The 17,040-nt window shown below is 40.2% G+C and carries 7 protein-coding genes, 1 tRNA gene and 2 pseudogenes; 7 read left to right on the top strand and 3 right to left on the bottom strand.

Going from position 1 to position 17,040, the window contains the following annotated elements:
- Positions 1 to 131, top strand: a pseudogene (locus AC13DA_RS13730) (IS3 family transposase); the annotation flags it as partial.
- A gap of 125 nt (positions 132 to 256) precedes the next feature.
- Here the strand turns inward: AC13DA_RS13730 and AC13DA_RS13725 are convergent.
- A tRNA-Ser gene (locus AC13DA_RS13725) sits at positions 257 to 321 on the bottom strand.
- Positions 322 to 461: 140 nt separating this feature from the next.
- On the opposite strand from AC13DA_RS13725, the gene AC13DA_RS13720 reads away from it, so the two are divergent.
- The 6 genes and pseudogenes from AC13DA_RS13720 to AC13DA_RS13695 form a co-directional block, all read left to right on the top strand.
- Positions 462 to 1,628, top strand: a complete 1,167-nt coding sequence (locus AC13DA_RS13720; RefSeq protein ID WP_284452132.1) for a tyrosine-type recombinase/integrase — start codon at positions 462 to 464, stop codon at positions 1,626 to 1,628.
- A 283-nt stretch (positions 1,629 to 1,911) separates the two neighbouring features.
- Positions 1,912 to 4,107, top strand: coding sequence for a type I secretion system permease/ATPase (locus AC13DA_RS13715; RefSeq protein WP_284452131.1), 2,196 nt, complete (start codon positions 1,912 to 1,914; stop codon positions 4,105 to 4,107).
- Positions 4,104 to 5,504, top strand: coding sequence for an HlyD family type I secretion periplasmic adaptor subunit (locus AC13DA_RS13710; RefSeq protein ID WP_284452130.1), 1,401 nt, complete (start codon positions 4,104 to 4,106; stop codon positions 5,502 to 5,504). The genes AC13DA_RS13715 and AC13DA_RS13710 overlap by 4 nt, the downstream gene beginning before the upstream one ends.
- The gene (locus AC13DA_RS13705; protein ID WP_007145630.1) at positions 5,505 to 6,257 is read left to right on the top strand and encodes a hypothetical protein; all 753 of its coding nucleotides are present in this window, start codon (positions 5,505 to 5,507) and stop codon (positions 6,255 to 6,257) included.
- 2 nt (positions 6,258 to 6,259) lie between these two features.
- On the top strand, positions 6,260 to 15,268 hold the full coding sequence (locus tag AC13DA_RS13700; RefSeq protein ID WP_284452129.1) for a calcium-binding protein: 9,009 nt from the start codon (positions 6,260 to 6,262) through the stop codon (positions 15,266 to 15,268).
- Positions 15,269 to 15,343: 75 nt separating this feature from the next.
- Positions 15,344 to 15,787, top strand: a pseudogene (locus tag AC13DA_RS13695) (sodium:calcium antiporter); the annotation flags it as partial.
- 60 nt (positions 15,788 to 15,847) lie between these two features.
- On the opposite strand, the gene AC13DA_RS13690 reads toward AC13DA_RS13695, so the two are convergent.
- Both AC13DA_RS13690 and AC13DA_RS13685 read right to left on the bottom strand, forming a co-directional pair.
- Positions 15,848 to 16,801: an NAD(P)H-dependent flavin oxidoreductase gene (locus AC13DA_RS13690; protein ID WP_273182060.1), complete on the bottom strand. Its 954-nt coding sequence runs from the start codon at positions 16,799 to 16,801 to the stop codon at positions 15,848 to 15,850.
- On the bottom strand, positions 16,798 to 17,040 hold the full coding sequence (locus AC13DA_RS13685; RefSeq protein WP_091716088.1) for a hypothetical protein: 243 nt from the start codon (positions 17,038 to 17,040) through the stop codon (positions 16,798 to 16,800). Before AC13DA_RS13685 ends, AC13DA_RS13690 begins: the two co-directional genes overlap by 4 nt.

The raw sequence follows: 17,040 nt of genomic DNA, 5'->3' as shown, positions 1-17,040 counted from the left end.
GTGAAGCGATGCGTGATGTGAGCTATTACCTGATGGATTATTACAACTGGAAAAGGCCACATCAATTCAACGATGGACTTTCTCCTGCAAAGGCGGAAGATCTGTCTAAATCCGTGTCCGGAATTAGTTGACCACTACATTGCGTGTTATAAGAATGATCAGATAGAGAGATAGTGAGCTATTTGAGAAATGGAATATTTACGATGCAGAAATAAAAAAGCCTCAAAGATTGCTCTTTGAGGCTTTCAATATTCTTTGGCTCCCCGAGCTGGACTCGAACCAGCGACCCAATGATTAACAGTCATAAATTCCTCATATGGGTAACTTTTTAAAAATTCTAAAAATATTAACATTGACAGTGGTTTATGGAAAAATGTTGTTAAAGGTTATTCATTCTAAATCACCTTAAATACTTGTAAATCACGACAAGAAGTTACACTGGAGTTACACTGAGGATTAGCATGACAAATAAAATTACATTTACACAGGCCCGTCTAAAAAATATTCCACCCCCTGATTTAGGTAGGGTCGATTACGTTGATAGCGAGCAATCTAAGCTTATCTTTCGTATCAGTCATACTGGTAATCGTTCTTTTATGGTCAGGAAAAGAGCTAATGGCAAGTTACGGAATGTAACTATAGGGAAGTTTTCAGATTGGAATGTTAAAGATGCCCGCATCGAAGCTCAACGTATTTTGCTTGAGCTGGCTCGAAACGAAGATCCCATATCTAATAAGCGAAAAATGCGAGCGAGAAAAACAACCTTAGATGAGTTGCTGACGCTTTATTTAGATAATCGCTCACTAAAGCCTAAAACAATAGAAGACTATCAGTACAAAATACATAAATATCTTTCTGACTGGTTGCAAAAGCCTGTTGTCGAGATAACCACACATGATGTTCAAAAAAAATTCAAAGAGCTAAGCATGATCGGTGAAACAACTGCAAATGCCACTATGCGAGTGTTTCGTTTATTGATGCTGCATGCTGTTGCTTTGGAATTGATCCAGGAGTCTCCTACAAAAGTACTAAAAAACGCGCGACTTTGGCATAAAAATAAACGTTCAAAACGGGTTATACCTAGTACTAAGTTAGGTGAATGGTTGAGAGCCGTTCAAGAATTAAACTCACAATCAGCAAAAACATATTTTTTGATGATCTTGTACATGGGCGTCAGGAGTTCAAGTGCCCTAAATTTGAGGTGGGATAAGGTCAATTTTAGAGAAAAAACGGCAGTTTTTAACACTAAAAATAATACTGATGTCATGTTACCCATACCAGAACCTCTCCTTCCTGCTTTAAAAAAGCTTTACAAAGATACGGGTGAGGGTGATTTTGTTTTTCCTGGTAAGTTTGATGAAAGCAAGACAATGTGGACACCCAAAAAGCATATAGATGCAATTAGTGGAAAGATTAATCTTTCATTTAGTAGTCATGATTGCCGAAGAACTTTTGCAACACTAGCTGAAGCGTGCGGTTTGCCCACCACAATGATAAAAAGAATGTTAGACCATGTGACAGATAGTGATGTAACGGGTGGATATATCATCACTGAGCAGGATACGTTGAGAAAAGCATTTAATCAGGTTGCAGAATTAATAAAGACACTTGCCAAAGATGCAGGATAAAGTCAAATAGCGATAATTCATCTGATGTTATTAGGAACCTATATCTATTTATAGCGCCTGGGAATAATGTCCAACCTCGTAATCATTTTGCCTTTCTCTAGATTGCTGGCTAAAGTTTTGTAATTACTCTTTTGACAAAAACTTTTTTCTTGAGTTGAAGTTTTGCATTAAATTCCTAATGTGTAATCAATCACAGATTCATAAAAAAAGGATTTAGGAGTGTTGTTTATTTTTATCTCGTAATGTTAAGTTGAGTTAAGAATGAAATAGGGAATTATTCAGTATGGATACTGGACTCAACACATTAGTGGCTCTCGCCCGCTTTCACCAGCTTCCTGCTGAACCTGAGCAGCTTTCACATGAGTATGGGCAGCCTGGAGAGCACTTTACAGATACCCAAATACTCCAAGCAGCTAAAGCACTAACGTTAAAAGCTAAAAAACTTTCACTGTCTTTTTCTGAGCTCAATAAGGGCTTATTACCGGCTATTGCAAAAGCTAAAGATGGCAGTTATTTTATCCTCGCCAAAATCTCCGAAGAAAGCCATCAAGACGATAATGTATTCACGTCAGGTGTGCTTATTCAGGATTTACGTGATAAAGCGCCTAAGACATTAACGCGGTTTGAACTTGAAGCTTTATGGTCTGGGGAGGTGATAGCCCTCACCCGACGACAAGGCTTGGGTGACAGTCTTCAACAAGCCTTTGATATCTCCTGGTTCATTCCTTCTCTGGTTAAATACCGAAAACTTTTCTCCGAAGTCATTATAGCCTCCTTCTTTTTACAACTCTTTGCCTTAGTAACCCCCTTATTTTTCCAAGTTGTGATGGATAAAGTCTTGGTCCATCGTGGCTTTACAACCTTAGATGTCCTAGCCGTAGGTTTCTTTGTCGTTGTAGTGTTTGAGTCACTATTGGGCGGTATTCGTAATTATATTTTCAGTCATACCACTAACCGAGTGGATGTCGAGCTCGGCTCACGACTATTTCATCATTTGATGTCACTGCCTTTAGCCTATTTTGAGTCTCGGCAGGTAGGGCAAAATGTGGCTCGGGTCAGGGAGCTCGATACGATTCGTAATTTTATTACGGGGACAGCTCTAACCTTACTTATCGATTTGTTTTTTGTTTTCGTTTTTCTCGCTGTAATGTGGTACTACAGCCCAACGCTCACATGGATAGTGCTGGCCACCATTCCTTGTTATGTCATTCTTTCAATCTTTATTACGCCAATTTTACGTAAAAGGCTGGATGAAAAATTTAAACATGGCGCAGCCAATACTGCTTTTCTAACCGAGTCCATCACTGGGATTGGGACTGTAAAGTCTATGGCTGTTGAGCCACAAATGCGGCGTAAACTAGAAGATCACCTTTCAAGTTATGTGCATTCCTCTTTTAAAAGTCAGAACCTTAATAACGTCGCGAATCAGGTAGCGGGTCTTATTAATAAGTTGATGACCCTAGGTATTATCTGGGTGGGCGCCCATCTCGTTATGGACAATAAATTAACGGTGGGGCAGTTAATTGCCTTTAATATGTTGGCTGGACGCGTCAGTGGCCCGATATTAAAGCTGGTGCAACTTTGGCAAGACTTCCAACAAGCCGGTATTTCAATTAAACGGTTGGGCGATATTCTTAACACGCCAAGAGAGCCAGGCTTTAACCCCAATCGTTCACGTCTTCCTACTCTGCAAGGTGCAGTCACAATAGAGCATGTTCGTTTTCGTTACTGTAATGATGGGCCTACCATTTTGGATGATATTAGCTTACAGGTGAAACCTGGCGAAGTGATTGGTATCGTGGGTCGAAGCGGCAGTGGTAAGAGCACGATTACCAAACTGGTGCAGCGCCTATATATCCCAGAAGGTGGCAGGGTATTGATAGATGGTGTGGATTTGTCCGTGGTTGATACCGTTTGGCTACGCAAACAAATTGGCGTTGTGCTTCAGGAAAACTTTCTATTTAACCGAACCATTCGTGAAAATATTGCCTTAAGTGACCCGTCCATTCCCATGGAACGGGTTATCCAAGCGGCAAAAATGGCTGGAGCACATGAGTTTATCGTTGATTTACCAGAAGGCTATGACAACTTAGTCGGTGAACAAGGCAGCAATCTATCTGGTGGTCAGCGTCAACGGCTGGCCATTGCCAGAGCCTTAATCAATAACCCAAGAATACTTATCTTTGATGAAGCCACCAGCGCCTTAGATTATGAATCTGAACGATTAGTACAAGATAACATGGCAAAAATTTGCCAAGGACGTACCGTTTTTATTATTGCTCATAGATTAACGACCGTGAGGCAATGTCATCGCATTATTGTGATGGATAAAGGCCGTATCGTTGAACAAGGGAATCATGATGCCCTGATTGCTCAAAATGGTTATTATGCAAAATTGCATAGCTATCAGAGTCATACTCCTAACTTACACCCGGTTACTTCTCAAAAAACGACAAAAGCAGAAGGCTTTGCCTCATGAGGTGGCTCAGTGTTTTGACAGATGCCTGGCAAAACCGCCATGCGATGGGCGACTCCAATAAGACTCGAGAACTCGCGGCGTTTCTACCCGCGGCATTAGAAATTCAGGAAGCACCGCCTCACCCTATCGCGAAATGGTTAGCCAGAAGTCTTATTGTGCTTTTAGTGATTGCCATTATCTGGGCGTGTGTGGGGGAAATTAACATTGTGGCGAGCGCCGAAGGCAAAATTATCCCCAGCAATCGAGTGAAACAGATTCAACCACTAGAAAAATCAGTGGTGAAAAAAATTCTGATTCATGAAGGTGAGCATGTCGAAAAAGGCCAGGCTCTGATTGAACTCGATAGCACGCTGACCGGTGCTGATAAAAAGAGACTGACGTATGAACGGCATAGTGCTGCCATGCAGTTAGCACTAAAGCAAGCGTTACTAAAACGCTTAAGTCTGCCACCACAAAGCCCTGTCGAACAATCTACTTTGGTCTTACCAGCAGGCACAAATGAAACCGATCAAGTTCTCTATCAACAGCTTCTCATTCAACAATGGCAAGAATATGAGAGTCAGCGAAGTAGCCTGAATAACACTTTAAGAAAAACGCGTTATGAGCAAGCAGCAAGTCAAGAAATCATTAAAAAGCTTGAGCAAACCCTACCGATTATTAAAAAGCGAGCTCAAAAATTACAAAAACTACATGAGAAAAACTATGTATCTGAGACCGAATATTTAGAGCTTGAACAGCAACGTATCGAACAAAGACAAGATTTGGCTGCAGAAAGACAGCGACTTAATCAACTCAAAGAAGCTGAGTCGGAAGTGAAACACCAATTACAAACGCTCACGGCGCAAACCACCTCGCAAACACTACAAGACATGGCGGAAGTGCAGAGGCAAATTGCTTCGTTGGATGAAGAGCTGACTAAAGCCACTGATTTAAATAATAAACAAATACTCTATGCTCCCGTTGCAGGCCAGGTTCAAGAGCTAGCGATTAATACTGTGGGTGGTGTTGTCACTGAAGCACAGCAACTCATGTTAATCGTACCAAGTGAAGAACAGCTGGAAGTGGAGGTCTTTCTTGAAAACAAAGATATTGGCTTTGTTCATGAGGGTATGCCAGCAGAACTTAAAATCCACACCTTTCCCTTTACCAAATATGGCGTGATTGATGGTGAAGTCACCACTGTTTCAGATGATGCCACGGTAGATGAGCAACGTGGCTTGATTTATGGCATGCATCTTTTGATGAAAAAAAACACGATATGGGTAGATAACAAAGAAGTCAGGTTAATGCCTGGTATGGCGGTGACAGCTGAAGTCAAAACGGGGACACGGCGGATTATTGAGTTTTTCTTGGCGCCATTGTTGAGACATGGGAATGAGAGTTTGAGGGAGAGATGAATGACAAATAACCATCAATGGCGTAAAGCAATAGTTTTCTTACTATTTTTTTTCATACTACTTGTCATATTTGGACTAATTTTAAAGCAACAAACTAATAAATTTCTTGATACTGGCGTGGGCGCATCCTCAGATATAAGTGAGGTAGACCTATATATTGCTGACAAACACTTTGTAATACCTAAAAACTATATTTGGTCAAAAACGGATTGGGGTGGGGGGATACGCACAGGTGTAAACCTACATACAGTTTTACCCAATATGGAAGGTTATAGTAAAGACAATAAAAAGGCTTTTATGCCTGGTTCAAATGACATGATTAGCTTTCAAGTCCGTGCAAAGGGCCTCCCAAAGCTGAATCCGCCTGTAAATATGACGATGAAACAATTCTACACTGATAGTGTTATTTACAATGGGAATGTTATTAAAGAAGTAGAGCTTAAAAATGGGTTGATACGCCAGTTTATATCTGATGCAAGATTAGTGAAAGACAGTGAAATTAACAAGCCATACGACTTGCATAAAGATTATGAAATATATCGAGGAAAAGATGAAGAACACTTTTATTGGGTGCGATGTGATCCAGATGCATCTGTGCTCTATCCATCATGTCAGACTATTTTATTCTACTCATCACATATTTTAGTTAGGTACACGTTTTCAAAGAAAAATCTCTCAAAATGGAAAGTCATAGAGAAGAAAATCGTTCGTCTTATTTCAGCTTTTGATACATCAAATAGACAAGGAAATTAGTTATGGGATTATCAACGCAACTCCAAGTTCAACTTCAAGCATATGCAGAAGCAGGTGATACGCAGTCATATTACAATCTGTTAGCGGAAAATGGTCATGATTATGGCAATCTCGCTGTCCAAGCTGCGACAGATACTGGTTTTTGGGGACAATATGCAAATAACTTCATGGAGAATAAAGCCAGTGAGTACGGTGTAACTTTTGACAGGGATCAAATCGCACAGGAATTGATGAATAAAGATCTCTTATACCGACAAGAAAATAATTGGGAACCTATTCCTGCAAGTGATATTCGGCAGTATCACCATGAAGTATTTAATAATAATGGACTTCCGCCCTCTGCTTGGACAGGAACTTTTTTTGATGATAGAGCTGGTCCTGCTATGTGGTGTATTGAGTGTAATGGGGTAGAAAAAGAAGGACAGAGTCTTGCTGAAGCGCTAGGCACTTTTTTCGATAATTTGACAAGTGACTGGTCTGGTACAACATCTGAATTTTACGATTTCTTTACTGATGCTTTAGGTGATGGCGTATTGAGTGAAACCATCGCTGATTGGAGTCTCGATGCCACAGGCATTATTGAATTAGCCGGACTTATAAAAGTATATTCACAATTAAATGCTGAAGTCTATCAAGCAGCCCTAAATTTGTTGGCTGGCCTTTCTCTTTCTGTAGAGGCATTAGTTTCTCTCTTTAATTCAGATGACCCTTCTGATGCGTTTGATGATGCCGAAATTACACTCTCACCATTGGTTATAGATCTCGATAATGATGGTGTGGAAACCATGTCACAGGCTGCTAATGTATATTTCGACCATGATAAAAATGGTGTAGCAGAGAGAACTGGCTGGGTAAACAAAGATGATGGTTTGCTAGTTTTAGACAGAAATCATGATGGTCTTATTAACGATGGTGGTGAGTTATTCGGTAATAATACTGAACTTAACAATGGTTCTAATGCAGCTAATGGCTATGAAGCCTTAGCTGAAATGGATACCAACGACGACGGTATCATTAATGCACAAGATGCAGAGTTTGAAAATTTACGCGTTTGGCAAGATATCAACTCTGACGGTATTTCTCAACAAAACGAATTGTTTAAATTAGAAGATATCGGTATTAACTCGATAAGTGTTGATTACACAGCTATATCTACATCTGATGGAAATGGCAATGTAATAAAACAAATAAGTACCGCTAATCTAGCTGATGGTACAGAGATAGATACTGCAGATGTTTGGTTTGGGATTAATACTACGCAAACCGTTAATAGGAATGAGGTTGAATTATCTGATGAAATTTTAGCCTTGCCTGAAGTTAATGGCTTTGGAAATGTGCTAAGTCTGCGCCAAACAATGGCTGGTGATAATTTATTAACTGATCTAGTTACGCAATTTACTAATGCCACTAGTGATGATGAACGATTCAGTTTGATTGATGACATCATCTATCAGTGGACAGGATCGGCAGATATTGATCCATATAGTCGTGACCCCTCACAGATATATGGGCATGTAATGGATGCTAGACAGTTGGTTACATTAGAAAATTTAGTTGGCAGAGATTATTTAGGAACATGGTGCTGGGGGGCACGAGATCCTAATCCACACGGACATGCTGCGCCGAAACTAATTGCTGAATTCATTCAATTTAAGAATTACGTGACAGCACAACTAATGAGTCAAACTGTTTATGAAAATGTATTTTCCGAATTGTCGCTCAGCTATAACTCTGATACTCAAAATTTTGATCTGGATATGTCAGGTTTCATAGCAAACCTAATTGGTCGTCATTCAACAGAGGAAGAACTTGTTAAAGGTGCAATAAATACCCTGAGAGGGCTATCAATTTACTCAACCCAGCTACATGAACAATATGAAAACATAAAAGCCGATCCTGTATTGGGTGCTTATGCACTTGATACAGCTGTAGTTGGGTCGGTTAATAATGATTCCCTGAGTGGTACAAATTCAGACGATTATATTCGAGGCAACGAAGGCGATGACGAACTCTTCGGTGGTGATGGTAATGATCATTACTATTATGAAATCGGTGATGGTAGTGACCGTATTTTTGATGCATCTGGTACCGATACTCTCAATTTTGGTGATGGTATTACAATCGATTCGCTGATCGTTACACGAAATCCAACAAGTTTATTCATTACGTTGTTGGATAGTGTCGGTGAACATACAACAGACAGAATTCAAATAGATAATGTTTTTAGTTTTGACGGCATCATCATTGATTCTGCTATTGAGAATATCCACTTCTCTGATAACACTACTCTCACATTATCAGAGCTGATTAATGCCAAGTTTGATCAAGGTGAAACTGAAGATGATGACTACTTATATGGCACTGAGGCCGCTGACGAATTTCATGGCTTAGCTGGTGATGATTATATCTATGCTGGTGGTGGAGAGAATATTGTCTATGGTGATGCTGGTGATGATTTCTTACAAGGTGGTTCTGACAACGATATTTTATATGGTGGTGTCGGTAATGATCAAATAGCTGCCGACGAAGGTAATGACGAACTATCTGGTGGCCAAGGCAGCGATTATTTGAGTGGTGGTTCAGGTAACGATAATTATATTTATAATCTTGGAGATGGTAGTGACATTATCATTGATATCTCAGGTACAGACACTATTAGTTTTGGGGTAGGTATAAGTCTAGATAATCTGCGCGTAACACGTGATATGACTAACCTGTACTTAACTCTTTTAGACGAGAATGGCCAAATTACGAGCGATTCAATCCAAATCAACGATGTATTTTACACTAATGGAGTCATTGCAAGTACTGCGATCGAGAAGTTTAGTTTTGTAGATGGTACTACAGTCACCACTGAGTCATTAATTGAGACTAATTATGTCCCTAATATTAGCGATGAGAATGATTATGTCATTGGTACATATAATAACGATACCCTTCACGGACAAGCCGGTGATGACGAAATTCATGGACAGTTAGGCGATGATGACCTTTTCGGAGATGATGGCAATGATAGGCTTTATGGTGAAAGTGGTAACGACACCATAGAGGGGGGGGCTGGGAATGATTCATTATATGGTGACTATGGCAATGATATATTGAATGGTGGGGCTGGAAATGACTTTCTTTCGGGCGGTGACGGTGATGATAGTCTCACTGGAGGAGATGGGGATGATGAGCTTAGAGGGAATAACGGGCAAGATACTTATTTTATCTCTGTAGGTACTGGAACCACCTATATTCATAACTATGATTCAGATAGTTCTTCAGATTCGCTACACTTTTTGCAAGGGATTGAAGTTGAAAACGTTGACGTATCGCGTGATGGTAATGACTTAGTATTAATCCTTGACTCATCTAATACACAGAAAGTTATTGTTAGTAAATATTTCTCTGGTTCTGATGTCGCCGAACAATATGAAGATTCCATTATTAACTCAATACATTTTTATGATGGTACCGTTTGGACTTCTGAAACGGTTAAATCTTTAGTAATAGAGTCATCTGATAGCAATGCAACTATTAAAGGATACTATTCGGACGATACACTCATTGGCAGTGATGGTGACGATACTCTATATGGTTATGATGGGAATGATACTCTCAATGGTAATGCCGGTAACGATATGCTTTATGGTGGAGAGGGCGATGACGTTCTTAAGGGTGGGAATGGAAATGATTTTCTACATGGTGGTGGGGGTAATGACACATACCAAATAGAACTTGGTACTGGTATCACTAATATCTATAACGATAAACGCTATAGTAACACTTCAAGTACTCTGCAGTTCTTAGAGGGTATAAGTCCCGGAGACGTTGAAGTAAGTCGTGTAGGCTCATCAGACCTACAATTTATTATTAAAGGAAGCCAAATCGTAAATGTGGAATATTATTTCAATGGTGTTGGTGTTGAAGATTCCACGAAAAATTTCCTAATTGAAACGATTTTATTTAGCGATGGGACAGTCTGGGATCTCTCCACCATCCTCGATAAAGTAATGTCTATAACGTCAGAATCTGACGACATCCATGGGTTTATGTCTGATGATGATTTTGATGCATTGGGTGGGGATGATACGGTTTATGGGTATGATGGCAACGATATCTTAAACGGAGGAACAGGTGATGATGCTCTTCATGGTGGAAATGGCAATGATATCTTAATCGGGGGAGAGGGCGACGACTATTTAGATGGCGGTAACGGAGACGATATTATTCTCACCGGTATCGGCAATGACACGGTCAGCGGTGGTGAGGGGACGGATACCTATCGAATACAAAGGAATAATGGATTAGGCATTACTCAAATACATAATTATGACAAGTACTCGCTTCTTGATGACAATATAGAGTTCTTGGAAGGTATTTCACCCGAAGATATTCAAATGAATAGGGAGGGGAGTACTTTAGTCTTAAAAATTGGCGATGCTGGTGAACAAGTAGTTAAAGTCCATAATTACTTTACTTATACCGGGACACTCAACCCTGAAAGTAATGGTAAAGGTATTCTTAGTACAATCTCTTTTCAAAACGGTGTTGTTTGGGATACAGAAACCATCAATAGCATGGTAAACAATGTCACCTCTGATGCAGATTTAATCCAGGGATATGCAACCGATGATGTATACGATGGCATAGCGGGTGATGACGAAATCTATGGTTATGATGGTGATGATCACTTAACCGGAGGAGTCGGTAATGACAAATTATATGGCGGTAACGGAGCTGATAGACTAATTGGTGGGGCAGGTACTGATCTCTTAGATGGCGGCAGTGGTAGTGATTTATATATTTATCAGCGTGGCGATGGCGTTGATACTATAAAATCGACCTCGGGGGATGTTTTACGTTTTGGAGCTGGGATTAATCCAGAAGATGTCACGTTTTACAATGATGGTAATTCACAGCTAGTTATCATCATTGATGGGCAGGCGCAGAATCAAATCCAAATTATTGGAGAGGCCCTAGCTGAGGTTCAATTTGATAATGGGGATGGCATTGTTTGGACAAATGCAGATATTCAAAATGTCATCCAAGTAGGTTCTGTCAACACAGCATACGGAACTACTGGTGATGATGAGTTCACTGTAGATCATAGTAATGATGTGATTGTAGAAGAGGAAGATTCTGGCACCGATACAGTTTATTCATCCAGAAATTATACCCTTTCAGACAATATCGAAAACTTAACCCTTACCGGCCTTCTAAATATCGATGCCACTGGCAATGAATTAAACAACATTTTAATTGGTAATGATGGTAACAACTCCTTTAATGGTATGGGCGGTTCTGATATCGCATATGGTGGTAAAGGGGATGATATTTATTACAACACGACAGCCGTTGAATATGCTGATGAAGGCATCGATACAGTTATAAATCGAAATGGTGGCACCCTCGGTGACAACATTGAAAATCTTTTTTTGGATGATGGCTCAGGCATTCATTCAAACTTTATTGTATATGCCATAGGTAATGACTTAGATAATATCTTAATGAGTAGTGCTGGTGGTGCTCATGGAGATGTACTGGATGGTCGGTCAGGGGCTGATACCATGGTTGCTCTAGGATTAGGTTCTGTCGTTTTCTATGTTGATAATGTCGGTGATAAGGTCATCCGTAATGGTGATGATAGTTCAGCTTATAATGATGAGGTGCGCACAACTATTAGTTATACCCTTCCTGACTTTGTCGAGAAACTGACTTTACTTGGAAATGATGCCATTGATGGTAATGGCAATAATCTCGATAATTTACTCGATGGCAGTCAAAATTCTAATTCAAATGTCCTGTCTGGTGGCTGGGGGAATGATACCTATATTTTAGGTGCTGGAGATGTGGCAATTGAAAGTGAAAACCAAGGGATTGATAAGGTCATTATCAAAAAACGCGTGGGTAGTAGTCGTAGCTATAGCCTTGTTGGAACCAATATCGAAAATGTTAGTTTAGAAGATTCTGTATATAACTACGATGTCTATGGTTCAGATGCAGACAATAATATAGGGGGAAATCAGTACGATAATCAACTGTATGGTGGTGCAGGTAATGATTGCCTGAGTGGAGGTGATGGAGAAGATCATTTATATGGTGGTGAAGGTGATGACACCCTTAACGGCGGTGATGGATCTGATATTTACTACTTTAGTGAAGGGTGGGGTAATGATGTCATCGATGTGTACGGTTCTACTTCGATAGATGTTATTAAATTTGATGCTGGAATTGAGCCATCAGATATTACTTATTATCAAGATGGTAATGATCTTATTCTCTCTCATCAAAATGGTAATGATTCCATACGAATAGTTTCTTGGTACAGTTCCAACCCTGGCAACTTATATAAAATTGCGTTTTCTGATGGCACTACCTGGCAAGCCCTAGAAAATGATTTGTCTGAATTTAATAACCTGCCATTTTTAACCACGCCGATTGATGAACAGAATACTGACGAAGGTCAACCATTCAGTTTTACTCTTCCAGCAAATAGCTTTATCGACTTAGATAATGACTCGATTACATATTCAGTTACTGAAGGTAGCTGGAACTCAGAATTGCCAAGTTGGTTATCATTTGATCCAGACACGCTAACGTTTTCTGGTAACCCTACAAGTCAAGATATCGCCTACTTAGAGATAAACCTTTTTGCTACGGATAGTCGTGGGGGGGTTACTAAGACAACATTTAATTTGATAGTCAACAACGTCAATGATGCACCTACTGTAGAAATGGCTATTCTAGATCATATTGCTCTTGCTGGTGAAATGATCAACTTTACGATACCTGAATCAACATTTAATGATATCGACTATGAAGATGAATTGACATATTCGGTTACTTTAGATGATGGTTCTGCCATACCTTCTTGGTTACTCTTTGATAGCGAAACTGGTAGTTTCTCTGGTACACCATCCATAGAGGATAAAGGTAGTTATATCATCGCTGTGACGGCAACAGATTTGGCTGGTGCATCAGTTACCACAACTTTCAGTCTCTCTATAGATGATGTGATTTGGAATCCCATCAATGGTACAGAGAATGGTGAACAGTTGTTAGGTACAAATGGGACTGATCTCATCACTGCAGGAGCAGGTGACGATGAGTTGTATGGCTTCTCAGATAACGACCGACTCATAGGTGGAGATGGTAATGACTGGCTATCTGGAGGCAATGGTTCAGGGTCAGGTTCCGGGGATGATGAGTTGTTCGGTGGTGAGGGGAATGACACACTTTTCGGTGAAGATGGTAATGATACGATGGATGGAGGCAATGGTGATGATCATTACTACTACTATTCAGGTCATGGTCAAGACATCATAAGTGATGCTGGTGATGGTCAAGACATCTTGTTCTTTAATAATGTAAGTCCGGAAAGATTAAGTTATCATCAGATGGGCAATGATTTGATTGTGTTAGTTGATGGTGATCTGGAACAACAAGTAAAAGTTATCAACCATTTTCTAGGTGGCAATTATGCAATCATGATTCAACCGAATGGTGGATATACACAAACACCATATGATATCTCCAACCAATTAACAGATTTACCGACAGGTAACCAAGAGGAGCCCGAAGATCCTGAAGATCCAGAGCAACCAACGACTCCTACAACAAGTGACATTCATCTAGATTTCTCCGGTGATGATAGTTTATCAGGAACGACTCAAAATGAAGTGCTTGCCTCTGGTGAGGGAGATGACGCCCTGGAAGGCGGTCAAGGAAATGACTACTTGATGGGAGGAGCAGGAAATGACACGTATGTCATTAATCCTGGCGATGGAGACGATATCATTATCGACTCAGATGGCAATAATATAATTCACTTTTCTGGTGGCCTTACCTTTAATGATGTTGCCAGTGGGTTAATGCGTTCTGGTGATGATTTAATCTTGAATATTGCCACTGGAAATGGGTCTGTACGGATACAACGATTCTTCTCAGTGACTAACACAATTGAAAAAATGATCTTTGATACTGGGAGTGAACTCACATCGAACCAGGTCTTTTCAGCCTTTGGCGAGACAGCACCAACAACTACTCTATTTTCAGGTGAATTAACGCTAGGTGATGGACAAGATAATTCACTTACTGGGACGCTCGATAATGATGTGATATTGGGTGGGAAGGGTGACGATTCTCTAACTGGTAGTGCTGGTGACGATCAACTCATTGGTGGAGATGGTGATGATACATACATCATAGGTAGTGGAAGCGGTAAAGACATCATCATTGATTCTATGGGTGTAAATACAATTAGTTTCATAGATGGTATTGGTTTCTCAGATGTTGCAAGTGGCCTAATGAGGTCTGGTGATGATCTTATCTTGAGTATAGCTAGTACAGGTAATCAGGTGAAGGTTAATAACTTCTTTGCGGTAGCCAATACTATTAATAGTCTAGATTTCGAAGATGGCTCTCAAATTACTGCTAACCAACTCTACGGTGCATTTGGTGTATCAGCACCAACAGATACTGTTGTTATCGAAGATGCGTTGAGTCACGTAATGACTGGTACAACGAGCAATGACACTATCACAGGTACGAGTGCAAACGAATATCTCTCTGGATTAGCTGGGGATGATATTTTGTCAGGTGGCGCGGGGAATGACCTAATTGAGGGGGGAGATGGTAATGATCGTATTAAGTTTGGCTTGAATGACGGTCAAGACCAGATCATACAAAATGATACTAACGCTGCAGAGACATATAACGATGTCATCGCTTTTGAAAACGATATCTCTTATGATGCGCTTTGGTTTAGCCGAAGTGATAATGATCTTCAAATTAACGTTGAAGGGACGGATGATCAGATAACGATTTCAAACTGGTATGACGGTACTGAGCATCAACTTGACCAGTTTGAATCAGGTTCAATGGTATTAATGAATAATCAAATCGATCAACTTGTCTCTGCAATGGCTGCATATGATGTACCTATGGGAGCTGGAAATGTTATTCCACAGGACGTTAAGGATAATCTTCAGCCTGTTCTAGCTAACAGTTGGACCGCAAACTAACTTATCAGTCTTTTCTAGAACTCGCATTTTTTGCGAGTTCTAGAAGTTTGAGTATTATTAGCCGTCGTAGTCTTTAGAACGAGTGCTCTTGAACTCGCTGTCAGCGTTAAATCTGCTTGGTCCGGCCAGGCTGAGCTGGCTATTGCGAATGTGATTGGAAGTAATATTTCCAATATTTTCTGGGTGCTTGGTTTGGCGGGACTCATCTCACCAGAGCCATTAATTGCTGGCCCGCAATTGGTAACATTAGATATACCTGTCATGTTGTCTGTTTCAGTTTTATGTTTACCCTTATTTTTTGTGGGTGCCACATTAACCCGGTTTGAGGGATTTCTATTCCTGCTTTTATATACATCTTATGTTTCGTACATGATTTTATTAGTTACTCAGTCTAACTTCGCAACGACATTAGTGCAGGCTTTAATCTATGGCTTAATTTCAGCTGTGTTTGTCTATGTATGCTTCACAGTGGGAAATGACTTGGTAAGACGTAATAGACAAAGTCATCATGAATTATAGTCCAGCAAAAGTGAAACAGATTTTATTGATGTATAAAGAGTGTAATGAGACTGAATGATATTAGTCTATACTGTAATGGTATATAGCACTGCTGATTAGGTTTTCGATGATTGTTTCTGCCGATTCAATCGAATTTATGTTATCAATACCCTCACCAGCCCATATAATTAAGGAGTCGAGACTGACTTCATGCTGTGCCTGGAAAAACGTTTTTTGATAATGTTCTACTTGTTGTGCTAATTCAACTTCCGAACCGTGCCAACGTGAAATAAAAGGATTAACAATTGCTCGGCCATTATAGCCCTCAGGCCATGCTATCTCGCGTATGATATCAAAAACGGTAGTTCTGATAGTATCTTTAGCCTTATGTGTCAACAATTGTTGTTTCATCTTGGGATGAGCTAAAGATTCATTGGATGCATAAAAACGGCTGCCGATAGAGGCCCCTTGTGCACCGAGGCTCAACACCCCTGCCAGGCTTCTGCCATCGGCAATCCCCCCGGCCGCTATGATAGGTGTATTCGGGACATGATGGATAACTTCCTCAGTTAGTGAAAGGGTGGAACGTCCGCTTTTGCCATGACCGCCTGCTTCACTACCTTGTGTGACGATAAAATCAGCGCCTTTTTTCTTGACTTCCAGGGCTTCAGCTAATGATTGAACCTGGCAAATCAGGGGAATATTGTGGGCTTTAATTTTATCTACCCATGGGCTTATCTCACCAAAAGACATCATCACTACCTTGGGTGAATACCTCATGACAAAATCAAACACTTCATCAGTGAGTGACCATGTAATAAAGCCGACTCCCCAAGGTTTATTTGTTGAAGATTTTATGATTTCAAGTTCAGCTTTTAGCCAAGAGATATCACCATAGCCGACTCCAATCATGCCAAGTCCACCTGCGTTCGATACACTAGCGGCAAGTCTGCCTCCTGCCACATTGCCCATGGGTGCCAATACGATAGGATGTTGAATACCTAGCGCACTTGTGAGTTTAGTTTTAATAGTCATTTATTTCTCCTGGATGAGAAGCTGTGATGAGTACCAAATAACTGTTTTTCTTCATAGGTATCATCATCAAGAGGAATGAAACTTTCTTCTCTATAGTGACGTTCATTTTCAGGTGAATAAACGGTCTTAATAATGAAATAAAATGCGAGTATTATGAAAGCGTCGATACCAATAAACATAAATAAATGAGGCGTATCGTGATACTTCAGGAGTAGTGCTAACAGAAAAAAAGTGCTCAT

This window comes from Methylophaga sp. F-2, assembly GCF_056859315.1.
This window is presented reverse-complemented; position numbering and strand designations above follow the sequence as displayed.